Below are 23343 nucleotides of genomic sequence, written 5' to 3' on the forward strand. Positions count from 1 at the left end.
GGCGTGCCACGATTTGCCCCATGGGTCTACCCGATCACCACATGACGGAGGGGGAGCGACGGATCAGGTCGTTCCACCCTCACTGGAAGCGACTTATCGGCCCGTTCCTCGCGTTGATCCTGATCATCGTGGGCTCCGGCGCCGCCCTTTTCTTCATGCCCGACTTCGAGTACCGCTCCTACGCGCTCATCGCGGTGGCCGTGGTCGCCGTCGGCCTGCTGACCGTGTGGTCGTTCGTTCCATACCTGCGCTGGAAGAACACCTCGTACGTCCTCACCTCGCACCGGTTCACCATCGGCACGGGGGTGCTGAGCAAGTCCATCGACGACATCCCGATGACCAAGGTGAACACGGTCAGCGCCGACCAGACCCTCGTGGAGCGGCTCTTCGGCTCCGGCACGCTGGTCGTCGAGTCGGCGGGCGACCACGGCCGGATCACGCTGCGGGACATCCCCCGGATCCAGGAGGTGCGGGCCGAGCTGTTCCGCGCGCTCGACGACGCGGCCGACGGGGAGCCCTCGGAACCCGGCGGGCGGTGACCCATGGGGCGTGACCTCCTGGGCCTGGGGGAGGGCGGGGACGAGGCTGAGGTCCCCGCCGGGCGCCCGACGGCCGAGCGGATCGAGCGCCTCTTCGTCGGCGCGTCCCCCCGCTACACCCGGATCCAGGTGGCGAGCCTCGCCCGGCTGCCGCAGGAGCTCACCGAGCGGATCTGGCGCGCGCTGGGGTTCGCCACGCTCCCCGACGACACCGTGGCCTTCACCGACGCGGACGTGGCCGTCCTGGAGCGGGTCCGGGCGATGATGGAGGGCGGCCTGCTGGACGACCGGACCGTCATCCGGATGGCGAGGGCACTCGGCCAGACGACGGCGAGGCTCGCGCAGTGGCAGGCCGAGATCATGATCGGCGCCATGCTCGATCCCGGCCGCCGGCCCACCGACGCGGACCTGGCGGCGGTCATGGAGACCTCGCGCCGGCTGCTCCCCGACTTCGAGCGGGTGCTGGTCCACGTCTGGCGCGCCCAGCTCGCCGCCGCCGGGACCCGCCTGCTGACGCTCGCCGACATCACCGACGAGATCACGCCGGCCAGGCTCACCCTCGCGGTGGGCTTCGCCGACCTGGTCTCCTTCACCCGGGTCTCCCGCGAGCTGGACGAGCGGGGCCTGGCCGAGCTGGTCGAGGGCTTCGAGTCACGGGCCTCGGACGTGGTCGCCGAGCACGGGGGACGGATGGTCAAGACGCTCGGGGACGAGGTGTTCTTCACGGCGGCCGACCCTCGGACGGCCGCCGTGATCGCCCTGGACCTGGTCGGCGCGATCCGGCAGTACGGGCCCGACGTGCGGATCGGGCTGGCGTACGGCCCGGTGCTGCCGATCATGGGGGATGTCTTCGGCACGACGGTGAACCTGGCGGCCAGGCTCACGGCCATCGCCCGCCCCGGCACCGTCGTCGCCGACGACAGGCTCGCCGAGGCGCTGAAGGACGCGCCCGGCGTCGAGGTCGGCCGCATCCGCCAGCGGCCGGCCCGCGGCCTGGGTGTGGTGCAGCCGTACGTTTTACGCCGGGCCGGTAATCATTGAGGCTGGGCGCAGGACCGTTCGACCGGTAAGCGAGCCCGCGAGGGTCGAAACCATGACAGACGCAGATGAGGTGCAGGACATGCCGTACACCGTGCAAGGCGTGGTCGCGCGTGGCAAGGGCGAGCCCGTCTCGCTGGAGACCGTTATCGTGCCCGATCCCGGCCCCGGCGAGGCCGTGGTGACGGTCCAGGCCTGTGGCGTCTGCCACACGGACCTGCACTACCGCGAGGGCGGCATCAACGACGAGTTCCCGTTCCTGCTCGGCCACGAGGCCGCCGGGCTGGTCGAGGCCGTCGGCGAGGGCGTCACCGAGGTGGCCCCCGGTGACTTCGTGATCCTGAACTGGCGGGCCGTCTGCGGCGACTGCCGGGCGTGCCTGCGGGGCCGTCCCTGGTACTGCTTCAACACCCACAACGCCACCCAGAGGATGACCCTGGAGGACGGCACGCCGCTCAGCCCCGCCCTGGGCATCGGCGCCTTCATCGAGAAGACCCTGGTCGCGGCCGGGCAGTGCACCAAGGTCGACCCGTCGGCGCCGGCGCGGGTGGCCGGGCTGCTGGGCTGCGGCGTGATGGCGGGCCTCGGTGCCGCCATCAACACCGGCGGCGTGACCCGCGGTGACAGCGTGGCGGTCATCGGGTGCGGCGGCGTCGGCGACGCGGCCATCCTGGGGGCCGGGCTGGCGGGCGCCTCGAAGATCATCGCGGTGGACGTGGACGACCGCAAGCTCGCCTGGGCCAAGGAGTTCGGCGCCACCCACACGGTCAACTCCCGCACCTCCGACGTGGTCGAGACGGTCAAGGAGCTCACCGGCGGCAACGGCGCCGACGTGGTCATCGAGGCGGTCGGCCGCCCGGAGACGTACAAGCAGGCTTTCTACGCCCGTGACCTGGCCGGGACCGTGGTCCTGGTCGGGGTGCCCACCCCCGACATGACGCTGGAGCTGCCGCTGCTCGACGTCTTCGGCCGGGGCGGCGCGCTGAAGTCCTCCTGGTACGGCGACTGCCTGCCCAGCCGCGACTTCCCCATGCTCATCGACCTCTACCTCCAGGGGCGGCTCGACCTCGACCGCTTCGTCTCCGAGACGATCGGCATCGGCGACGTCGAGGAGGCCTTCGCGAAGATGCACCGCGGCGAGGTCCTGCGTTCGGTGGTGGTCCTGTGATCGACAGGATCGTCACCTCCGGCACGTTCTCGCTGGACGGCGGGACGTGGGACGTCGACAACAACGTCTGGATCGTCGGCTCGGCCAGTGAGGTCCTCGTCGTCGACGCCGCGCACGACGCCGCGGCGATCGCCGAGCGGGTGGGCGACCGCGAGGTCAGGGCCATCGTCTGCACGCACGCGCACAACGACCACATCGACGCGGCGGCCGACCTCGCCGCGCGGACGGGCGCGCCGATCCTGCTCCACCCGGCCGACCAGGTGCTGTGGGAGATGGTCTACACCGACCTGCCGTACACCCCGATCGAGGACGGGCAGGTGCTCTCGGCCGGCGGGATCGAGCTGACCGTGCTGCACACGCCGGGCCACGCTCCGGGCGCGGTCTGCCTGTACGGGGCGGACATCGGTGCGGTCTTCACCGGCGACACCCTGTTCGAGGGCGGTCCCGGCGCGACGGGGAGGTCCTTCTCCTCCTTCGACACGATCATCGAGTCGATCAGGGAGAAGCTGCTGGACCTGCCGTCGGGGACGGTCGTGCACACCGGGCACGGCGCGTCCACCTCCATCGGCGCGGAGGCGGGGCACCTGGAGGAGTGGCTGGCCAGAGGCCACTGAACGGCTTTCCCCGCGCTCGGCCTGCTCACGCGCCCCGGTCCTCACCGGGGCGCGTTCGCGTGTCCCGGCCTCCGTACGCGGCGGTGTGCTCGTCGTTCTCGTGAGACGTTTTCCGGGTTTCGGTGGGACGTTTTCACGGACCCGTACGAGAGGCGGCCGGTATCCCGGGGGCGTTTCCGCATGTCGGCCGACGGAGATCCGAATGGGAACGCGGATTCGTGACGGTGATATTAAGGTCGTGTGTTTTAGCTCACGTAGGCAAGCCTAACCAAATGAGCTAGCTTAGGTGTGCCTAACCTATGGTAGTCTCCAGAGAGGTTGCACCCCGTGTACGTGTGCGTCTGCCGTGCGGTCACCGAAAACGAGGTGCACGACTGCATCTCGGCCGGGGCCAAGAGCGCGCGCCAGATCCGCGATGCCACCGGGGCCGGGGGCGACTGCGCTTCTTGCGTGCGAAAAATCTGTGCGATCCTAAAGCGGTCTGAAGATTTGATGCCGACCGCATAGCACGAGGAGCCCGCCATGCAGGGCGACAAGAAAATCATCGAACTGCTCAACGAGCAGCTGACCGCGGAGCTCACCGCGATCAACCAGTACTTCCTGCACGCCAAGATGCAGGAAAACTGGGGATATACCAGGCTGGCCAAATACACCCGCGAAGAGTCCATCGACGAGATGCGCCACGCGGAGAAGCTCACCGACCGCATCCTTTTCCTTGAGGGCCTGCCCAACTACCAGAAGCTGGGCACCCTGCACATCGGCCAGACCGTCGCCGAGCAGCTCCGTGCCGACCTGGACGTCGAGCTGGAGGTGGTCACCCGGCTCCGGCCCGCCATCATCCTGATGCGCGAGAAGGGCGACGCCACCTCGGCCCGGATCTTCGAGGAGATCCTGGAGGACGAGGAGCGCCACATCGACTACCTGGAGACCGAGCTGGGTCTCATCGGGAGCCTCGGGGAGCAGCTCTACCTCGCCCGCTACGCCGAGCCGCCGTCGGCGTCTTGAGGTGAATAAAGCAGAACACGCCCACCAGGTCCCCTCTGGTAGGGCGTGTTCTGCTTTGTCGGTCCATCCTTTGGTGAGCCTGTGCTTTCGAGGGACTTCCAATGCGGGAGACCTACTCCCCGGCCCTCGGCCGTTGCGGGATGACTATCCGGGATTTATCAGTGTTTGCCCAGGTCAATGGATAGGTCAACGACGAGTCAAACCGCGCGCTGTACCCGGGAAACGATCCCCTAAGGTCCTACGATCGCAACATGACCTGTGTACTACTCGCCGAGGATGACACCTCGATTTCCGAGCCACTGGCGCGAGCCCTGCGCCGCGAGGGTTATCAAGTAGAGGTGAGCCCTGACGGCCCGCAGGCTCTGGAGCGGGCTCTATCGGGTGGCATCGACCTGATCGTTCTCGACCTGGGCCTGCCCGAGATGGACGGCCTGGAGGTGGCCCGGCGCATCCGCGCCGAGGGCCACGGGACTCCTGTGCTGATCCTCACCGCCCGTGTCGACGAGGTCGACACGGTGGTGGGCCTCGACGCCGGGGCCGACGACTACGTGACCAAGCCGTTCCGCCTGGCCGAGTTGCTGGCGCGCGTCCGCGCGCTCCTGCGGCGCGGCACGTCCGAGACGCCCGTGGTCCAGGGCGTGCGCATCGACGCCGACTCCCGTCGCGCGTGGATGGGAGACAAGGAGCTGCATCTGACCACCAAGGAATTCGATCTGCTGAGGGTCCTGGTCCGCGACGCCGGAAAGGTGGTCACCCGAGAGCAGATCATGCGCGAGGTGTGGGACACCAACTGGTGGGGGTCGACCAAGACCCTGGACATGCACATCTCGTGGCTACGCCGGAAACTCGGTGACGACGCCGCCAAGCCCCGATACATCACGACCGTTCGAGGAGTCGGCTTCAGGTTCGAGCGCGAGTAGGAGATGCGCCGCCGCCTTCTCTCCTCAACCCTCCTCGTCGCGGTCATCGGGGTGTTGCTGCTCGGCATCCCCCTCGGTGTGGCGGTCAACCGGCTCATCGAGGAGGAGGCGACCCAGGAACTTTCCTCACACGCCAAAAGCCTGCTGGGGGAGGTCGAGTACGCCCGGATCCAGGACCAGCCCGTCGACGAGCAGCAACTGGAACGCAAGTATTCCGATCTCTACATTCAGATCTACGCAAAAGGGACGCCTCCCCAGGTGATAACGGTGGGCACCGAGCCCCCCGAGAGCCAGAAGATGACCGAGGACGCGCAGTCGGAGAACGGCGTGTACGTCGCGGTCAGCCGGGACAAGACGGGAGTGGAGCGTGAGGTCCGCGCGTGGTTGTTCCTCATCCTGGGACTCGCCGCGGCAGCCCTCGCGGTCGCGGTCGGGCTCGCCATCGTGCAGTCACGCCGTCTGACGCTACCGCTCAGCGACCTTGCGATGATCGCTGAGCGGCTCGGCTCCGGTGACGCCAGACCGAGCAAGCACCGCTACGGCATCCAGGAGCTCGATCGGGTGGCCGAGGTGCTCGACCGCAGCGCGACCCGCATCTCCGACCTCCTGGCCAGGGAGCGGGAGTTCGCGACCGACGCCTCCCACCAGCTCCGCACCCCGCTCACCGGCCTGACCATGAGACTTGAGGAGATCGTCGCCGCCGCCGACGAACCGGGGATCGTCAAGGAGGAGGGCGAGGCCGCCATCGTGCAGGCCGAACGGCTCACCGCCGTGATCGACGAGCTGCTGGCCACAGCCAGAAGGCAGCGTCAGGCGCAGACCGAGATCGTCGAGCTCGACGGGCTGCTCGACCAGCAGCTCATCGAGTGGGGCCCGGCGTTCCGCAGGGCCGGGCGGCGGCTGAGCCTGGTCGGCGCGCGCGGACTCCAGGCGCTGGGTACCGCGGGCGGCATCGGCCAGGTGATCTCCACCCTGCTGGAGAACTCGCTGAAGCACGGCGACGGCACGGTGACCATGACCACCTGCGCCAGGGACAGGTCCATCGTCATCGAGGTGGCGGACGAGGGTAAGGGCATCCCCGACGACCTGGCCCCACGGGTCTTCGAACGGAACGTGAGCGGGGGCGGCAGCACGGGGCTCGGCCTGCCCCTCGCGAGGGCACTCGCCGCGGCGGACGGGGGACGCCTGGAGCTCGTACGATCGCGTCCCGCGGCGTTCGCCTTCTTCCTGCGCCAGGTGGGCGACACGGGCAGGAACCGCGTCGTCCGCGGGCCCGCCTGAGCGCCGCGTCCCGGCCGGGGCGGGGCCCGGGACGAGGCGGGGCGGAGCGCGTACCAGCTCGGACCCGGCGCGGACCTAGCGCGGGCCGGTGGGGGGCGAGCTCTCCTCCGATGTCTTGTTCAGGAGATACATGTGGCCGTTGACCTGGCTGTTTGGTGCCGCCGGCCGGTTCGGCGACGCGCCGGGGACGATCTCCTCCGGGGGCGGCGCGCTGGGCAGGAAGACCCACTTCTTGTACGACCAGAACCTGAACAGGGTCCCGAGGGCGGTGCTCACGATCAGGGCGATGTTGTAACTCAGCGCGTCCTTCAGGCCCAGGGTGTAGGTCGCGAAGCCGATGATCAGCAGTGAGATCAGCAGGCCGATGCCGTTGAGCATGAAGAACAGGAAGTATTCGCGGGCGAGGCCGCTCTGCTCGCGGTGCCTGAACGTCCAGTAGCGGTTGCCGACGTAGGCCAGGGTCGCCGCGACGATCGTGGCGATGACCTTGGAGGTGAGCGGTCCCTGGTCGAGGCCGAACCTGAGCAGGTTGGTGCCGCCGTAGTCGACCACGAAGGCGACCGCGCCGACCGTCCCGAACTTCGCCAGCTCTCGCACCAGCTCGGTGAGCCGCCGGTAGGCGTGTCGGAGAAACTCCACGTTGCCTGCACGGTCCTTTCGGGGGTCGGCTGCTGATCCGCCGCGTCGGAGGACCTCGAACACTCTTCGGGCCAGGTTACCGGTGAGGAGGGGTGATCCGCGCGAGGTTGACTCGTTGATGTCCATAGCCGTCAACAGGCGCTTTTTCAACAAATGTCGCATACACCGGATAAAAGAGGGTGCTGACGTTACGCTGGTCCCGTAGATCACGGGAAGCCTCCGGACCCCCGGAAATCCGCCTCCCGTGGTCGGTCCAGACGGACTGCCGCACGCGACGGCCACTACCCCGGGATCAACCCTTGCGCCGCCGACTCCTCGCCGTGATCCTGGGTCTGTCGATGATGACCGGCTGCGGCGCGCGGAGCGACACGCGGGTCACCGCCCCCGGGACCGGCCCGTCGCGCGAGGCGTCCGCCGGGGTGGAGCTCACCGAGGCGACCGAGGCCTTCACGCTGCTGAGAAGGCTCGACGACGCCTGGCGCGACCGAGACTGCGCGACCGTCGAGGAGCTCACCACCTGGGCGGAGAAAGCGCTGGGCGGCCGTGCCTGCGAGGCGACCCGGAACGGCCGCCCAGCCCCCGTCAGGAAGTCCTACAGCGAGGCGGAGTTCTACCTGCCCGGCATCGCCGGCCAGGACCGCTGGTTCGTCGCCCTGGCCCGCGAGCCCGACCCGGCCTACTTCCTGTTCGTCCAGGAGGCCGGGGAGTGGCGGCTCGGCGCCGGGCCCATCCCGATCCGGGGCGAGGTCCGCGAGCCGACCGAGGGCGCGGTGCCCGCCGACGATCCCGGCACGGGGGTCAAGGCCCGTCTCGTGCCGCAGCGCTACCTGGCCTACCTCACCGACCCGGCGGGGGTGAGCGGGGTGACCTTCCCTAGGGGCGACCCGGCCCGGGATCTCTTCGGCGAGCTGGTCGGGCGCCCGGCGAGAGTGCGGCCCGACCGCCTCACCACCGACGTCCGCCTGCTCGTCGGCCCCCAGCGCGCGCTGCTGCTGCCCGGCGGCGGCGCCCTGGTCATCCACGCCCTGGAGATCGAATACCGGCAGAGGGCCCGCCAGGGCCGCTCCACCCTGGCCCGTCCCATCTACGGCAGGGCCGACCTGCGGGGTTTCACCGGCAGGAGCAGGACCGCCGGGCTCACCGGGACCGAGGTCGTGCTCGTCGCCACCGAGATCGTCGGCAGCGGCTCCAAGCTCAGCACGGCCGGCCTGCGCCGCGGCCTCGCCACCCTCACCGCGGACTGATCCCACGGCGCCGAGCGGCCCTCACGCCCCCTGTCACAGCGGCGAGCGGCTCTCACGCCCCCTGTCACGGCGGCGAGCGGCCCTCACGTTCTCCGTCACGGTGGCCGCCGACCGGCCGACGGCCGCCCGTCGCCTGGTCGCGTGCCGCGGACAGTAAACTTAACCGCTGTGAGCAGCCCTTCTTTGGCCAGTCCCATCGGACCCGTCGTCGGCGTGATCGGAGCGGGCCAGCTGGCCCGGATGACACAGCAGGCGGCCATCGCCCTCGGCATCGAGCTGCGGGTCCTGGCCAACTCGCCCGACGAGAGCGCCGCCCGCGTGATCGCCGACGTGCGCCTGGGCGACTACCGGTCCCTGGCGGACCTGCGTGACTTCGCCAAGGGATGTGACGCGGTCACGTTCGACCACGAGCACGTCCCCACCGAGCACGTCCGCGCCCTGGCCGAGGACGGCTTCGTCGTGCGTCCCGGCGCCGACGCCCTCGTCCACGCCCAGGACAAGGCCGTGATGCGCGAGCGGCTCACCGCGATCGGCGTTCCCTGCCCGCCCTGGCGGCGGGTCGAGACGGCAGCCGACGTCGAGGGGTTCGCCGAGGAGAACGGCTGGCCGGTCGTGCTCAAGGCGGTCCGGGGCGGCTACGACGGGCGCGGCGTCTGGGTCTGCCGCTCCGCGGACGACGCGACCGAGGTCCTGGCCTCCGGCGTGCCGCTGATGGCCGAGGGGTTCGTGCCGTTCGAGCGGGAGCTCGCCGTGCTGGTCGCCAGGTCGCCGCACGGGCAGGGCGTCAGTTACCCGGTGGTGGAGACCGTCCAGCGCGACGGCATCTGTGTCGAGGTGCTCGCTCCCGCCCCCGGTCTCGACCCCGAGTGGGCCGCGGTGGCCCAGCGGATCGCCCTGACCATCGCCAAGGAGCTGGGCGTGACCGGGCTGCTCGCCGTGGAGATGTTCGCCACCTCCTCGGGGCTGGTGGTGAACGAGCTGGCCATGCGCCCGCACAACAGCGGCCACTGGACGATCGACGGGGCCCGCACCTCCCAGTACGAGCAGCACCTGCGCGCGGTCCTCGACCTCCCGCTCGGGTCGCCCGCGCCGACCGCCCCCGTGGTGGTGATGGCCAACCTCCTGGGCGGCGACGACCCCGACATCTTCTCCCGGTACGAGCACGTGATGGCCCACGACCCGGGAATCAAGGTCCACTTCTACGGCAAGGAGGTGCGGCCGGGGCGCAAGATCGGCCACGTCACCGCGACGGGCACCGACCTCGACGAGGTCCGCGCGCGTGCCCGGCACGCCGCCGTCTACCTCACCGAGGGAAGATACACCTGAGCCCGCGGGCCGGTCGGCCCGCTCTTCCGGCGCCTCGGGGGCGCCGGGCCGCCAGATCCCGTACGACTCCCGTACGCCTCCCGGTCGACCGGGAGGCGTACGGGATCGTCTTACCGCCGAACCACGGCACCACCGCGAGCGCACGCGGCCTCCGGGCCGCCGCGAGGCAAGGAGAAGTGATGACCACCGTCGGCATCGTCATGGGCAGCGACTCCGACTGGCCGGTGATGAGACTCGCCGCGGAGGCGCTGGCCGAGTTCGACGTGGCGTTCGAGGCCGACGTGGTCTCCGCGCACCGCATGCCCGAGGAGATGATCGCGTACGGCGCGGGGGCGGCCGGGCGTGGCCTGAAGGTGATCATCGCGGGTGCCGGGGGAGCCGCCCACCTGCCGGGCATGCTCGCGTCGGTGACCCCGCTGCCGGTGATCGGTGTCCCCGTCCCGCTGAAGTATCTCGACGGCCTCGACTCCCTCCTCTCGATCGTCCAGATGCCCGCGGGGGTCCCCGTCGCGACCGTCGCCGTCGGAGGCGCCCGCAACGCGGGCCTGCTCGCCGTACGGATCCTCGCCGCCGCGGACGAGGGCCTGCGGGCGAGGATGGAGGCGTTCCAGCTCGCTCTCAAGGATCAGGCCCACGCGAAGGGGGCGAAACTTCGAGCTGAAGCCGCCCAGCTCGGCGCCTGATATCGCCGCCTTTGACCGGTAACTTGACACCATGATGGATAGACGAGGACGCGTGGGGAAGGAGCAGATCTTCACATACTTTGGAGGTTGAGGATCATGAGGAACGCTATCCGCGCCGTCCTCGGACTCACTGTGGCGGTGCTGGCGGTGTTCGGAACTCTGGGCGCCGGTGGGAGTCAGAAGCCCGTCGAGTCCGCGGTGAGTTCCGTCTCGACGCGCTGACCCCCGCCGACCTCGCCTGGAATCTCGGGGAACGCGTCATTCCGGCCAGGCGGAGTTCTCGATGACGTCGACGAAGTTGGTACGGACGTACCCCGGGACGAAGCGCTCCAGGACGTCGGCCTTCACGTTGCCGAAGGTCGTCTGCGGGCGGTGGGCGATGCCGTCGGTGAACGCGGCCAGGATGCGGCGCTTGAAGTCGGGACGGGGATGGGCGGCCACGATCTCCGCGCGGGCCTCGTCGGGGATGGCGTCCAGGCCGATCCCCAGCACGTCGGCCTCCACGCCCGTGGTGACCAGGGCGATCTCCGGGGCCATGTGGTGCGGTATCTCCGGTGTGGTGTGCAGCGCGATCGCCTCCCACACGACACGTGAGCCCTCCTCGGACACACCGTGCTCCCTCAGGAACCGGCGGGCCTCGTCCGCGCCGTCGATCTCGAAGCGCTGGTCGGAGGTCCGGTAGGTCCGGGTCAGGCCGAGATCGTGGAACATCGCGCCGACGTACAGCAACTCGGGGTCGTAGGTGAGCCCCTCGCGGTCGCCCACGAACGCGCCGAACAGGAAGACCCGCCGGGAGTGGTCGTACACCAGCGGCTCGGCCGCCGCCCGGACGAGCTCCGTGGCCGCCCGCGCCAGGGCACTGTCGGGAATCTCCACGTCCGCGATACGAACGGTCATCTTGGTCTCCTTCGGACTGGAAATAGCACCGACCTGCGCCAACTCTTCGATGGTCTCCTGGTGAGGGTCTACCCGGCCGGCACGCGCCGCGCCGGGTGCCGTGTCACTCCCTCGACGTCGCACGGCCGGGCGATACGTCGCTCCCCGTGACACCGTGACATCGTGGGGCCGGTCGGAGGGGCGGAGGGAGCGCGCCCGCTCGGTGTCCGCGTCGTTGCGAGTGCCGGGGGCGGCCCGGATACTGTGTGCGTGGAGCCCGCCGCCGTTCGCGGGGCCGTCGCCGGAGGGCACGTCACGGATCACCCCCGGGGCGTGACGGAGGCATGCCGGCGTTACGGGGCGGTCCGCTCGAACGACTCCGCCCGCTGGGCGACCGCCGACATAGCGAAGGTGATGACGACGTGGAAGCAGACCTCAGCAAGGCCGTCTGGCGCAAGGCGGCCCCCGAAGGGGATGACAGCGGTAACTGCGTCGAGGTGGCCGTTGTCGACGCTCTCGAAGAGGGCCACAAGGCCGGGTCAGGTCCTCTTTACGTGCTGCGCGATTCCAAGAATCCCGACGGGCCGAAGCTGTTCTTCACCCGCGCGGAGTGGGACGCCTTCGTCGGGGGCGTGAAGCTCGGCGAGTTCGACAACTGACCGGACAGGATCGGGACGGACGGAAGGCCCTCGTCGGTGACGGGGGCCTTCTCGCTGCGTGCTCCCGGTGGCCTTTCCCGGTCGTCGCGACCTGCCCGCCTGCCGGGCCGACCTGGTGAAAGACGCGGCCCCCACGGGCCCCGCGCCCTCGGCCGCCACTTTCTCGCCAAGGTAAAAGTCATTTTGTCGAACGCGCAGGAAGAAGTGGTTTCGTGAGGCGATTTGTTTTGCTGTGACGTGAGTGGTCTTACTGTAATGCCGATCAAAATCGTTCTATGGCTAACTTGGGGGCAATTTGGTATATTTTGTGATGAAATGCCGCATATCGTAGTAATTGTCATGTCCGAGGGATTACTACGAAGAGAGGTGTCCCGATGGGTATCACGATGTTCCCGGGAGGCGCCTGGCCTGCCCATGATCCGTACTGGCGTCGTCGTCGCCGCCGTCGCTGGCGCCGCTGGCGTCGTTGGCGCCGCTGGGGTTATTGGGGCTGGTGACGCGAGAAGGTCATGGTGACCGGGGTGATGTCACCGATGCGATGTCTGAGAAGTCGACGCTTACCCGGCGGGTTCCCGGCACAGGCCGGGAACCCGCCGTCATGTCCGGGGCGATCCGCTTCGCGTACCGGAGAAACGTGGCGGAAAGAGGGGCGTCGGACTCAGGGGCGGCCCAGGGCGCGGTAGTGCCAGCCGGAGGCCCGCCAGGTCTCGGCGTCGAGGGCGTTGCGGCCGTCGACGATCTTGCGGGAGGCCACGACGGAGCCCAGCTCCTCGGGATCCATCGCGATGAACTCCTGCCACTCGGTCAGCAGCAGCACGACGTGGGCGCCCTTGGCCGCGTCGAGGGCGGAGGCGCCGTAGGAGAGCCCGGGGTGGGCCTTGCGGGCGTTCTCCTGGGCGACGGGATCGTAGACGGTGACCCGGCCACCCTGCTCGCTGATCTTGACGGCGACGTCCAGGGCGGGAGAGTCGCGGATGTCGTCGGAGTTGGGCTTGAACGCGGCGCCGAGCACCGCGACCGTGCAGCCCCGGAAGGAACCCCCGGCCAGCTCGCGGGCTAGGTCGACCATGCGGGCGCGGCGGCGCATGTTGATCGCGTCGACCTCCCGCAGGAAGGTCAGCGCCTGGTCGGCACCGAGCTCACCGGCCCTGGCCATGAAGGCGCGGATGTCCTTGGGCAGGCAGCCGCCGCCGAAGCCGAGCCCGGGGTTGAGGAACTTGCCGCCGATGCGGTCGTCGAAGGACAGTGCGAGGGACAGCTGTTTGACGTCGGCGTGGGCGGCCTCGCAGACCTCGGCCATCGCGTTGATGAAGGAGATCTTCGTGGCGAGGAAGGCGTTCGCGGCCACCTTGACCAACTCGGCCGTGGGGTAGTCGGTGATCACGATCGGGGTGCCTATCCCCAGCATGGAGGCGTACACCTCCCGCATGATCTTCTCGGCCCTGTCGGAGGCGACACCGAGCACGATCCGGTCGGGGTGCAGGGTGTCCTTCACCGCGAAGCCCTCGCGGAGGAACTCGGGGTTCCACGCCAGCTCGGCGCCCGCGCCGATGGGGGCGAGCTGGGCCAGCTTGTCGGCAAGGCGCTGCGCGGTGCCGACCGGGACGGTGGACTTGCCGACGACCAGGCACTCGCGGTCGAGGTGGGGGGCGAGCGCCTCGATCGCGGCGTCCAGATAGGACACGTCCGCGGCGTACTCTCCCGGCTTCTGGGGGGTGCCCAGGCACAGGAAGTGCACGTCGCCGAAGGCCGCGGCCTCCTCGTACGAGGTGGTGAAGCGCAACCGGCCGTTCGCCAGGTTGCGGCGCAGGACCTCTTGCAGGCCCGGTTCGTAGATGGGCAGATCGCCGGCGTGCAGGCGGGCGATCTTCTCCGCGTCCACGTCGAGACCGAGGACCTCGAAGCCCAGCTCTGCCATGCAGGCGGACGTCGTCGCACCGAGGTATCCGGTTCCCACCATCGTCAGGCGGTAGGCCACTGGTGCTCCTTTCGGTTCTGCCCAATTCTTTGCCGACAGGGTACCGGCATCTGGCGCTTCTACTTTGCCACCTGCGCAAACGCCGGGGTACATACCAGTTGGGGTGGAGCGCTCCAGGCTTTGTTGGACGTCCTACTATTTGCCCATGAGCTACCCTCTCTACGCACTGCCCGAGGAGCACGAGATGCTCCGCGAGACGGTCCGCGCTCTCGCCGACGAGAAGATCGCTCCGCGCGCCGCCGAGGCCGACGAGACCGGGGAGTTTCCCTGGGACGTCTACAAGGCGCTCGTCGCGGCGGACCTGCACGCCGTGCACCTTCCCGAGGAGTACGGGGGCGCCGGTGCCGACGCCCTCGCGACGGTGATCGTCATCGAGGAGGTGGCGCGGGCCTGCGCCTCGTCCTCGCTGATCCCCGCCGTCAACAAGCTCGGCACCGTTCCGCTGCTGCTCACGGCCTCCGAGGGCCTCAAGCGGGACTATCTCACGCCGGTCGCGCGGGGTGACGCGATGTTCTCGTACGCCCTCTCGGAGGCCGAGGCGGGGAGCGACGCCGCCGCGATGAAGACCCGCGCGGTCCTCGACGGCGACCACTACGTGCTCAACGGCGCCAAGATGTGGATCACCAACGCCGGGGTGTCGGAGTACTACACGGTGATGGCCGTCACCGAGCCGGACGCCGGGGCGAGGGGCATCTCCGCGTTCGTCGTGGAGAAGGGCGACGAGGGCGTCAGCTTCGGGGCCAAGGAGCGCAAGCTCGGCATCAAGGGCTCCCCGACCCGCCAGGTCATCCTGGAGAACGTGCGGATCCCCGCCTCCCGGATGATCGGCGAGCCGGGCACCGGTTTCAAGACCGCCCTGGCCACCCTGGACCACACCCGCGTCACCATCGCCGCCCAAGCGCTCGGCATCGCCCAGGGCGCGCTGGACTACGCGATCGGCTACGTCAAGGAGCGCAAGCAGTTCGGCAAGGCCGTCGCCGACTTCCAGGGCGTCCAGTTCATGATCGCCGACATGGCCATGAAGCTGGAGGCCGCCCGCCAGCTCACCTACGCCGCCGCTGCCAGGTCCGAACTGGCCATGCACGGCGAGCCGCAGAAGGATCTCACCTTCCTCTCCAGCGCCGCCAAGTGCGCCGCCTCCGACGCCGCCATGGAGATCACTACCGACGCCGTCCAACTCCTGGGCGGGTACGGCTACACCAGCGACTACCCGGTCGAACGCATGATGCGCGACGCGAAGATTACGCAGATCTACGAGGGGACGAACCAGATCCAGCGCGTGGTGATGGCCAGGCAGCTGCTGAAGTAGATTCTCAAATCCGGGTAATCCGGTTGGCGGCGGATTACCCGGATCGTACCCACCGTGTGCGTGATGGAGTTCGTCCAGCCCGAGTTCCTGTTTCCATCGGACACGTACGCAGCGGAAGCAATTCGATCCGTATGCTGCTCTGACCATCACGTAGGCCGGTAGCTATGCCCTGACCTTTGGTACGCCGCCCTTGCGGCCGATGGAGAAGGCGATGCGGTAGACATCGGGAAGATCGATGCGGCCATCCTTGCGGCGTCTCATCACACCCAGTTCGATGAGCTCCTTGATGAGGCCGAGGTGTTGGTCGGGATACCGTGGACCGGTCCTCACTTTCTCGCCCTCGACAAGGTGCGTCGCCTGTCGTTGAAGGGCTTCCGTCAGTTCATATTCGGCCCACAGGTCGATCACGATGCTCTCGTCGATCGGCACCTGCTGCCCCGCCAAGGGTTTGATGGCCGTCTCCACCCAAGGCAGATCCTCCTTGATCTCGTCCACCCGAGTCGTGGACGCGGCTTGGACTCCACGCCGGATGCCTTCGTGGTGGATGGCGTATTCGTGTGCGGCGTACTTGGCTGTGGTCTCTTCCACGGCCTTGGTCAGCGCGCTGAGGAAGCTGCGTGGGCTGACCTGTTCGACTCCATCCATCAGATGATTGGGGAGCCAGGTGTAGGTGTGGCCCTTACGGAAGTTCGCGCCCATGTAGGGCCCGGCGATCGTTGTGAACAGCCTGGACTGCTGTTCCTCGTCACCGAGAAGGTAGGGAGGCGGAAGATGCCGCCTGGGAGTGGCTTCGATCCAGTCAGGGATCCCCGCCCGGAATCGTTCCGCCGAAGGAGAGGGGTGATTGCCGAGATGGTGGAAGAGCAGTCCGTACAGATTGGGAGGCGACCATTTGAGACTGGCCGCGTTTGCGGCGAGCTTCGACGCGTCTGGGAACGACAGAAGCGCCCCATCGAACATGTCGGGCCGAATGAAGACTTTAAATCGGATGTTGCGGGTGCTCAGGCGCAGTTCCAGGGCGAGTCGGAGAATGCCGGCGACGAGTTGGTCCGCTTGGCGGCGGTCACCGTGGAGATGCTCCAGGGCATCGAAAAGAATCAACAGCAGGGTTCCCTCGGACTTGGCCCGCCGGTCGGCTTCGGCAATGGTCCGGTCCCGTTCGGCGGGATGTTCACGCACCCACTGAATGCGGTCCTTCCACGTGTGGACGTCGTTGAGATCCGGTACGCCGAGCGCAACGAGCAATACCGCGTTCCATAGATCCCAGGGAGCGGCGCCGCTGTCCACGAGGCTTCGCAGTTCCGCAGATCCCGGATATCGTTCGGGAGCGTTGTCCGCGCCATAGCCCGCATGGGCTGTCACCCGGGTGAGTCGGTCGATGCGGTATTCGCGAGCCGCCACCGTGCGCAATTGGTCATCGAGCAGCGACCGGAACCAGAACGTCTTACCAACGCCACGGCCACCCTTGACGACGGTGACGTCTACGTCCAGGGCGAGACGGTGACTGTCTGGGGTGAACAGGGTGCTCACCGTTGGCTCGATGGTATCCGCGTCCTGCGCGCTTGGGAGCGAGGCGCTGAGCAGCGCGCGGAGTTCCTCGACTCCGATAACGGCGGTCATTGGAGCCCTTCGACGATGAGGCGGGTGGCGGTGTCCAAGAACTCACCATACGCGGCCTGCACAAATGTTCGTTCACTCCACCCAGGACTGGTCGCTCCGTCGAGGCCGACCAGATCCTGGGTGAACAGGATCGGGATGGGGTAGTGCGGGGCAGAAGTGTCCTCAGGGCTTGGGTTGAAGCCGGTCGAGTCGTCAGCCGGTAGGTCATCGTAAAGTACGGAGAAGCATGTCCAGGAATGGTCTTGGAATGTCTCTAGATAGTCGGCACGTCGCTTGTCCGGAACCATTGAGGCAACCATTCGTAGCTTCTCACGGATGGCTTCCGCCTGACCAGACGTTCTCCAGGCCGAGAACAGGTCATGGTAGCCGCGCCACGTCTGACTGTTGTCGGAGCCGAAAAGCAGCGCAAGATCGCACAGCCGCGAGATGGTGATAGCGGCAATATCGTGAATTCCCGCTCGGCTGTCGAGAAGAATTACGTCCGGGCGGCGGCTCCGTTCCGCGACAGCCAGCTCGCAGGCCGTCACGGAGTGCTCCAGTCGGTCGGCGAAGGAAGGGAACATGCCGCTGGGAGCGTCCGCATAGACTCGGTTGAGCTTGTCGACATACGCGTACGGCGCGCGGTCCGATCCCCGGCCTCGCGCCGGAGCGACCCACAATTCGCCGTTGCCGGTGAACACGACACCGGACGCTCGTTCCACCAGGTCCAGCCCGTCGGCGTTGCCGAGAGCGGACTCGACGAGATGGTCGACCAAACCGTACTGGGGTGCGGCGTCCTCACTGAGGAGGAGAGGGCCGGAGCCGGGCGACTCCAGGTCAAGATCGACGACAAGGACGCAGAGTCCCTGGTCGGCGAGATGCTTCCCGAGCATGAACGTGGCCGTGGACCGACCGACGCCGCCCTTGAAGCCGTACAGCGCGATGCGCGCCGTCCTGACGCCGGCCACTTCGGCCGGAGGCGTGGTGACATGCGCCCAATCTTCACCTACCACGGTGTTGTCGAGCGCGCGTACGCGTCCTTGTCCCGGGTGGCTTTCCAGTCCCGGTTCATCGACCACTCGGGGGGAGCTGAAGACGGCCTCCGCCGCGAACAGTTCGGAAGCCAGCAGTACAGGGTTGGGAGCGGCGTACGGGCCGAGGCGTTCGGTCAGTTCGGCACGCCAACGGGCAACGGTGTCCTGTGAAGGCGTCCCGGCACTGTCGTCGAGAGCCAGGCAAAGACGCCCGAGCACATCGCGCATCAGCACGACATCGATGCCCTCGGCCGCCACCTCATAGGCCATGGCAAGGGCGATGGGCCGGGCCTCGTCGAAACGCACGATGTCGAAGGAGTGACTCACCGGAGGATCCCGGTGATGATCGCCTGCTCGTGCAGAGTGAGGATTCGGATGGCGGCTTCTTTGCGCTCCTTCATCGTGTGGGTGCTGAGCGACGGGGCGCCGTGGTAACGGTCGGCGACATCCCAGGTGGCGAAAGGGTCGGTAGAGGTCAACACAGCGGCCAGTGTGCTACCAGATCGGCCACGGACCAGCATCGCCACGTCGGACCAGATCTCAGGCAGGTGCCCGTACTTCTGAGGCTTGCCGCTCGCACCGGGGGTCCATGGCCAAAGAGACGGCTTACCGCCGGGCTTCAGCGGTGCCATGGTCGCACTCAGGTACCGCAACAGGAGGCTTTTCAGAGCGCATTCCACCGCGAAGCCGTAGTGGTGGTCGGCGTTAGGCAGCCGGGCATCGTCGTGAAGGTAGGTCGCGTCTTCGTAGTGACGGCGAGCGGCCCGAGCATAGTGCTGCTCGTGGGAAAACGTCTGGGACACGCCCAGATCCTATTCAGCTACGGCACGAACGCGTGGGTCTCTCGGGGAACGTCAGCCCGGTGGAGTCGGCGCCAAGGGGCCGTCGCCAACTCTCTGTGGCGCGTCGCGGTGCGCGGAGGGCTTTCTCCCTCCTCCGGAACAGCGACCTCGGGCTTGAGGAGTATCTCAGCGTCTTCTTCGACACCGGAGACGAGTGCCGAGAACGGAGCTCGTAGAGCACACCGATGGGCCGTGGCGTCACCTCACCGAAGAGCGGCCACCGGTAGATCCGGACTCGACGTGTTCCCGCATGATGATCACGGAAGAGATTCTCTCGAAGGGCATACTGGGGGACGTGCCACGACGTGATTCACGGTCCCGAGTTCGTTCCGCGCCCGCGTCCGGCGCCTCGTGTCCGTGCGGGCTGCCCGCGCCGTACGGGGACTGCTGCGGGCGGCTGCATCGGGGGGAGGCGTCCGCGACGACGGCCGAGGCGCTGATGCGGTCGAGGTTCAGCGCCTTCGGCGTCGGTGACGCCGGGTATCTCCTGCGCACCTGGCACCCGTCGACGCGTCCGCCCGGCGTCGACCTCGGCGGCGGGCTCCGGTGGACGCGGCTGGAGGTGCTGGAGACGACAGGCGGCAGCGCCTTCCACACCGAGGGCACCGTCCGCTTCCGCGCCCACTACGTCGAGCGCGGAGAGGCGGGCCACATGGAGGAGCACAGCCGCTTCGCCCGGCACGGGGGCGACTGGGTGTACGTGGGGGCGGTGTAGCGGCCGTCTTGTTCCGGTGAGGCGGCGACAGCATGTGAGAGCGGTCGCGGGGTCGAAGATGGCAGGAAGCGCCCGGCCCGCGTGGCTTTTGTCGCGCCTCAGGCCGCTCTTCGACCTGCCCGCCTGTTTCGGCCGGGCTTGCCGAACCGGCTCTCGTCAGCCCGCGGCTATCACCTCGATCTCGACGAGCCATTCGCCGACGAGCGTTTCGGCGACGATCACCGTGGTCGGGACGACGCGGTCGCCCAGGGCCGCCACGCGAGCCGTCGCGTTCGCCTCGGCGTAGGACGCGTCTCGCAGGTAGCTGGTGACCCGCACGACGTTGTCCACGGTCATGCCGGCGGAGGCGAGAATGACCCGGAGGTTCGACCAGATGAGGTCGAGCTGCTTCGCGAGCGTTCCTCCGGGGACTCCCGCCGGATCGAGCCCCATCGTCCCGGAGACGAACAACAGACGCTCGGCGTTACGCACCTCGATGGCGTGCGCGTAGCCGCCGGTGGGGGCGTAGACACCTTCGGCCGGGCTGTGTGTCACGGTCTCCATGAGGGTTCCTTCTCGATCGTTCGCCGGGTAGCGGAACGTCTCCGGTGGGATCAGGCGCGTCGCCAAAGATCGTCTACCGAGGCCGCGAGGATGAGTCTGCTGGACGAACGGGCCCGTGTCGACGGATTTGACGGGCTGCCCGGTTGACCGCCTGGCCGCCCGCGACGCCGGGTAGACGCCGGACAGGCGCCGGGCAGCGAAAACCCGGCCCGAGGCAGGATCTCGGGCCGGGTTCCGCGCGTGCGGGATCTCAGCTGTCAGGCGCGGACGCCGGACTCGTGAGGCGAGTGGCCGCGCCTAGCTGTAGACGCCGAACTCCCAGAGGGAGTAGCCGTACGCCGTGCCGCGCTGGGTGAGGTTCACCCGGACGTACCTGGCCGACGCGGTGAGGTCGATGGAGTCGAACCCGCCGTCGCCGGTCGTGGTCGTGTGGACGTTGGTCCAGGTCGTGCCGTTGGTGGAGGTCTGGATCTGGTACGCCCTGCCGTACGCGGCCTCCCAGCCGAGCTGGACGTGCCTGATCGCGGTGGTCGCGCCGAGGTCCACCTGGATCCACTGCGGGTCGGCCCACTCGCTGGCCCAGCGGGAGGTGAAGCTGCCGTCGGTGGCCCGGCCGGGGGTGAACGGGCCGCCGTCGCCGGTCGCCTGGTAGGAGGAGGCGGTGGTCGGCTTGCCGAGCGCCACGTTGGTCCCGGCGACCGTCGGCGGGACCACACGGAACGACCGCTGCTCGATGCCCGCGTTACCGTGCCCGTCGAAGGCGTACACGTACACCTTCCACACGCCCATCTGCTCGGGCGCGGTCACCGTGAACCTGCCGGGGCCGGTCTGGGTGAACCTGACGTTGTCGAAGCCGCGGTTGCCGTTGATGTGCTTGTTGCTGAACATCAGGTTGTAGCGGATCAGGTCGTTGTTCGGGTCGGTCGCGGCGACCTCGACGGTGAAGGTCTTCCCGGCCTGGACGGCGGTCTGCGAGCCGACCGTCATCGAGGTGATCTCCGGAGGGGTGTTCGCGGAGGGCTGCCCGGTGTAGGCCGCCTTGAGCGCGTGGTAGCCGTGCCTGCGCCAGCCGCCGGTGGTGGTGTTGAGCCACACCCCGCCGAAGTCGTTCTCCAGGCCGTAGTGGAACTCGGTCGCGCCGAGCGCGACACCGGGGTGACCCTTGATCGCGTTCCAGCTGGCGGTGTACTGGTCCCGCTTCTGCAGGTCGGTCGGCTCGTTGGGCACGCCGTTGACGTCGTTGGGCACCTCCCACTCACCGTCGGGCCCGGCCTCGGTGACGATGTATGGCTTGGTATACCCGCCGTTGATCCAGTCCTGCTTCACGGTGTGGATGGCGCCGTAGGAGTTGACCGCGAGCAGGTCGAGCGCGGGGGAGTGGGCCTTGTAGTAGGTCCACGCGTGGGTGTAGGCGTCGGTGGAGGTGACCGGGTGGTTGGGGTCGGCGGCGTGGATCGCCTGCGCGACCTCGTTGACGAACTTCGCGTACGCCACCCGCCGCTGCTCGACCACGTCGGCGGGCAGGCCGTGGTCCTGCATGGTGAGGATGACCTCGTTGCCGACGTCCCACATGAGCACGCCCTGGTGGTTCTTGAGGGCGTTGACGCGGGCGACGATCTCGTTCTTCACGCTGTTCTTGTACGCGGTGTCGTTGACGTAGTCGGCGCCCTGGTTGAGCCAGTGCCCGACGACGACCTTGATGCCCTGCTGGGCCGCCCGGTTCAGCAGCGTCGGGGTGTGGGTGTCGTCGACGCCCCAGGTGCGGATCGTGTTGACGCCCATGTTCTTGAGGTCGCGCATGTAGCCGTCGGCCGCGGCCTGCGGCGGGCCGTAGGTCAGGCCCTTGAGCTGGTACGGGGCGCCGTTCACCTGGAGCTGCCAGTTGCCCTGCGAGCCGGTCACCCTGACGACGCTCGGCCCGGCGGGGGTCGCCGGGTCGGTCATCGCGGCGGGGACGGTGCCGATCTGCCTGGCGACCGAGATCTGGTCCACGCTCAGCACGCCGCCGGAGGTGGTGGCGGCGGTCGGCGTCGTGGTTCCCGCGAGCGCGTTGGGCAGCGAGCCGCCGATGGCGAGGTCGAGGCGGAGGTAGAAGCCGTGATGCAGGGCCGCCCGCCACGCCGTGACGCCGACCTGGCTCTGGCGGACGACCCAGGTCTGCCTGCCGTCGAGGTAGAAGCGGATCTCCTCGTCGGTCTTGGTGCGGTCGATGACCTGGGCGTATTCGTGGTAGCCGGTCTGGCAGCCGTCACAGGTGGCGAAACCGCTGGTACGGCCGTTGTACTCGTTGCACACCCCCTCGGGCGCGGTGCCGCAGTGCAGGGTGTTGGCCAGCTGGTTGCGGCCGTTGACGCCCGTCATGATGTCGGTCTCGCCGACCGACGGCCAGTTGTTGTAGTTGCCCCGGTAGGCGGCGCCGGTCGCGCGGAAGCCGGGCCAGTAGCCCAGGGCGTTCGCGACGTCGGGCTGCTTGAGCCGGGCGCTGAACCTGAGCAGCTCACCCGGCTGCGGCGCGAAGTCGGTGCGCTGGGTCTCGATCCGGCCGGAGGTCCAGTTGCCCGCGCCGTCCTTGATCGCCTTGATGTTCAGGTTGCCGGTGCCGTCGAGGTAGACGTTCGCCGTCGAGGCGCTCATGGTCTCGACCTCGCCGGTGCCCCAGTTCGCGGCGCCGCCGGGGTAGGAGGTGCCGGTGCGCAGGATCCAGTTGGTGGCCGAGGGGGAGGTGCCGGCCGGACCGTTGAAGTCGTCCCTCCACACGTCGGTCCAGGCGCCGGGCTCCTCGGGCTCCTCCGGTTCCTGGGGACCGCCGGTGCTGCCGTAGACCTGGAACTCCCACAGCGAGTAGCCGTAGCCGGTGCCCCGGGCGGTGCCGTACATCCGTACGTACCTGCCGGAACCGGTCACGTCCAGGGTCTGGGTGCCGCCGGTTCCGGTGGTGGTGGAGTAGATGTCGGTCCACGACGAGCCGTTGGCGGAGGTCTGGAGCTTGAAGGCCCTGCCGTACGCGGCCTCCCAGGTCAGCACCACCCGGCTGATCGTGGCCGTCTCGCCGAGGTCCACCTGGAGCCACTGCGGGTCGCTGAACGCGCTGGCCCACCGGGTTCCCGTCAGGTTTCCGTCGACGGCCAGCGACGCGACGTACCCGGCGCCCTCGGATGACGAGGCCGTCGCCGTCTTGCCCTGGGACAGCAGGCCGTCGGCCGCGGACGCGGGGCTGGTGAACGCCAGCCCGGAAAGGACCAGTGCCGCCAGGGCGGCGACGATCAGGCATAACCGGGAGCGGCCCGAACTACGAGCTGGATACACGATCTCTCCTCGAAAGGGGGGATGC

22 protein-coding genes are annotated in these 23343 nt (G+C 68.5%); 14 read left to right on the forward strand and 8 right to left on the reverse strand.

What is annotated here, in order from left to right:
• The first annotated feature begins 20 nt into the window (after nucleotides 1–20).
• From ABD817_RS32730 to ABD817_RS32765, 8 genes are all read left to right on the forward strand, one after another.
• Nucleotides 21–539, forward strand: a complete 519-nt coding sequence (locus ABD817_RS32730; RefSeq protein WP_344922159.1) for a PH domain-containing protein — start codon at nucleotides 21–23, stop codon at nucleotides 537–539.
• Nucleotides 540–542: 3 nt separating this feature from the next.
• The gene (locus tag ABD817_RS32735) at nucleotides 543–1580 is read left to right on the forward strand and encodes an adenylate/guanylate cyclase domain-containing protein (RefSeq protein ID WP_344922160.1); all 1038 of its coding nucleotides are present in this window, start codon (nucleotides 543–545) and stop codon (nucleotides 1578–1580) included.
• A 79-nt stretch (nucleotides 1581–1659) separates the two neighbouring features.
• Entirely contained in the window at nucleotides 1660–2745 is a 1086-nt protein-coding gene (locus ABD817_RS32740; RefSeq protein WP_344922327.1) for an S-(hydroxymethyl)mycothiol dehydrogenase, read from the forward strand.
• Nucleotides 2742–3359: an MBL fold metallo-hydrolase gene (locus tag ABD817_RS32745; RefSeq protein ID WP_344922161.1), complete on the forward strand. Its 618-nt coding sequence runs from the start codon at nucleotides 2742–2744 to the stop codon at nucleotides 3357–3359. The genes ABD817_RS32740 and ABD817_RS32745 overlap by 4 nt, the downstream gene beginning before the upstream one ends.
• A gap of 333 nt (nucleotides 3360–3692) precedes the next feature.
• The gene (locus tag ABD817_RS32750) at nucleotides 3693–3866 is read left to right on the forward strand and encodes a (2Fe-2S)-binding protein (RefSeq protein ID WP_329093849.1); all 174 of its coding nucleotides are present in this window, start codon (nucleotides 3693–3695) and stop codon (nucleotides 3864–3866) included.
• A gap of 15 nt (nucleotides 3867–3881) precedes the next feature.
• The gene (bfr, locus tag ABD817_RS32755; protein WP_344922163.1) at nucleotides 3882–4364 is read left to right on the forward strand and encodes a bacterioferritin; all 483 of its coding nucleotides are present in this window, start codon (nucleotides 3882–3884) and stop codon (nucleotides 4362–4364) included.
• 251 nt (nucleotides 4365–4615) lie between these two features.
• On the forward strand, nucleotides 4616–5284 hold the full coding sequence (locus tag ABD817_RS32760) for a response regulator transcription factor (protein WP_012888073.1): 669 nt from the start codon (nucleotides 4616–4618) through the stop codon (nucleotides 5282–5284).
• 3 nt (nucleotides 5285–5287) lie between these two features.
• Nucleotides 5288–6565, forward strand: a complete 1278-nt coding sequence (locus tag ABD817_RS32765) for an ATP-binding protein (RefSeq protein WP_344922164.1) — start codon at nucleotides 5288–5290, stop codon at nucleotides 6563–6565.
• A gap of 75 nt (nucleotides 6566–6640) precedes the next feature.
• On the opposite strand, the gene ABD817_RS32770 is transcribed toward ABD817_RS32765, so the two are convergent.
• On the reverse strand, nucleotides 6641–7204 hold the full coding sequence (locus ABD817_RS32770) for a GtrA family protein (protein ID WP_344922165.1): 564 nt from the start codon (nucleotides 7202–7204) through the stop codon (nucleotides 6641–6643).
• A 299-nt stretch (nucleotides 7205–7503) separates the two neighbouring features.
• Between ABD817_RS32770 and ABD817_RS32775 the strand changes: the two genes are divergently transcribed.
• From ABD817_RS32775 to purE, 3 genes are all read left to right on the forward strand, one after another.
• Nucleotides 7504–8448 (forward strand): DUF8094 domain-containing protein, encoded by a 945-nt coding sequence (locus ABD817_RS32775; protein WP_344922166.1) that lies wholly within the window; start codon nucleotides 7504–7506, stop codon nucleotides 8446–8448.
• Nucleotides 8449–8688: 240 nt separating this feature from the next.
• On the forward strand, nucleotides 8689–9774 hold the full coding sequence (locus ABD817_RS32780; protein WP_425583431.1) for a 5-(carboxyamino)imidazole ribonucleotide synthase: 1086 nt from the start codon (nucleotides 8689–8691) through the stop codon (nucleotides 9772–9774).
• A 179-nt stretch (nucleotides 9775–9953) separates the two neighbouring features.
• Complete coding sequence (gene purE / locus ABD817_RS32785; protein ID WP_344922168.1) at nucleotides 9954–10457, forward strand: 5-(carboxyamino)imidazole ribonucleotide mutase; 504 nt, start codon at nucleotides 9954–9956, stop codon at nucleotides 10455–10457.
• Between the two features lie 258 nt (nucleotides 10458–10715).
• Here the strand turns inward: purE and ABD817_RS32790 are convergent, their stop codons facing one another.
• Nucleotides 10716–11354 carry an HD domain-containing protein gene (locus ABD817_RS32790; protein WP_344922169.1) on the reverse strand — a complete coding sequence of 213 codons (639 nt, stop codon included), beginning with the start codon at nucleotides 11352–11354 and terminating at the stop codon, nucleotides 10716–10718.
• 401 nt (nucleotides 11355–11755) lie between these two features.
• On the opposite strand from ABD817_RS32790, the gene ABD817_RS32795 reads away from it, so the two are divergent.
• The gene (locus ABD817_RS32795) at nucleotides 11756–11992 is read left to right on the forward strand and encodes a DUF397 domain-containing protein (RefSeq protein WP_344922170.1); all 237 of its coding nucleotides are present in this window, start codon (nucleotides 11756–11758) and stop codon (nucleotides 11990–11992) included.
• A 658-nt stretch (nucleotides 11993–12650) separates the two neighbouring features.
• On the opposite strand, the gene ABD817_RS32800 is transcribed toward ABD817_RS32795, so the two are convergent.
• Nucleotides 12651–13970 (reverse strand): UDP-glucose dehydrogenase family protein, encoded by a 1320-nt coding sequence (locus ABD817_RS32800; protein WP_344922171.1) that lies wholly within the window; start codon nucleotides 13968–13970, stop codon nucleotides 12651–12653.
• A 145-nt stretch (nucleotides 13971–14115) separates the two neighbouring features.
• Between ABD817_RS32800 and ABD817_RS32805 the strand changes: the two genes are divergently transcribed.
• The gene (locus tag ABD817_RS32805) at nucleotides 14116–15279 is read left to right on the forward strand and encodes an acyl-CoA dehydrogenase family protein (protein WP_344922172.1); all 1164 of its coding nucleotides are present in this window, start codon (nucleotides 14116–14118) and stop codon (nucleotides 15277–15279) included.
• A 162-nt stretch (nucleotides 15280–15441) separates the two neighbouring features.
• Here ABD817_RS32805 and ABD817_RS32810 read toward each other — a convergent pair whose 3' ends face one another.
• From ABD817_RS32810 to ABD817_RS32820, 3 genes are all read right to left on the reverse strand, one after another.
• Nucleotides 15442–16809, reverse strand: a complete 1368-nt coding sequence (locus ABD817_RS32810) for a hypothetical protein (RefSeq protein ID WP_344922173.1) — start codon at nucleotides 16807–16809, stop codon at nucleotides 15442–15444.
• Between the two features lie 86 nt (nucleotides 16810–16895).
• Nucleotides 16896–18239, reverse strand: coding sequence for a KGGVGR-motif variant AAA ATPase (locus ABD817_RS32815; protein WP_344922174.1), 1344 nt, complete (start codon nucleotides 18237–18239; stop codon nucleotides 16896–16898).
• Nucleotides 18236–18715 carry a hypothetical protein gene (locus tag ABD817_RS32820; RefSeq protein ID WP_344922175.1) on the reverse strand — a complete coding sequence of 160 codons (480 nt, stop codon included), beginning with the start codon at nucleotides 18713–18715 and terminating at the stop codon, nucleotides 18236–18238. Before ABD817_RS32820 ends, ABD817_RS32815 begins: the two co-directional genes overlap by 4 nt.
• A 334-nt stretch (nucleotides 18716–19049) precedes the next feature.
• Here ABD817_RS32820 and ABD817_RS32825 point away from each other — a divergent pair, with 334 nt between their 5' ends.
• A complete protein-coding gene (locus ABD817_RS32825; protein WP_344922176.1) occupies nucleotides 19050–19469 on the forward strand; it encodes a YchJ family protein in 420 nt (139 codons plus the stop codon).
• Nucleotides 19470–19625: 156 nt separating this feature from the next.
• Here ABD817_RS32825 and ABD817_RS32830 read toward each other — a convergent pair whose 3' ends face one another.
• Complete coding sequence (locus tag ABD817_RS32830; protein WP_344922177.1) at nucleotides 19626–20012, reverse strand: RidA family protein; 387 nt, start codon at nucleotides 20010–20012, stop codon at nucleotides 19626–19628.
• Nucleotides 20013–20309: 297 nt separating this feature from the next.
• Nucleotides 20310–23318 (reverse strand): galactose-binding domain-containing protein, encoded by a 3009-nt coding sequence (locus ABD817_RS32835; protein WP_344922178.1) that lies wholly within the window; start codon nucleotides 23316–23318, stop codon nucleotides 20310–20312.
• Nucleotides 23319–23343: the final 25 nt, after the last annotated feature.

Origin of the sequence: Streptosporangium oxazolinicum (assembly GCF_039537505.1) — a bacterium.
Classification (GTDB): domain Bacteria; phylum Actinomycetota; class Actinomycetes; order Streptosporangiales; family Streptosporangiaceae; genus Streptosporangium; species Streptosporangium oxazolinicum.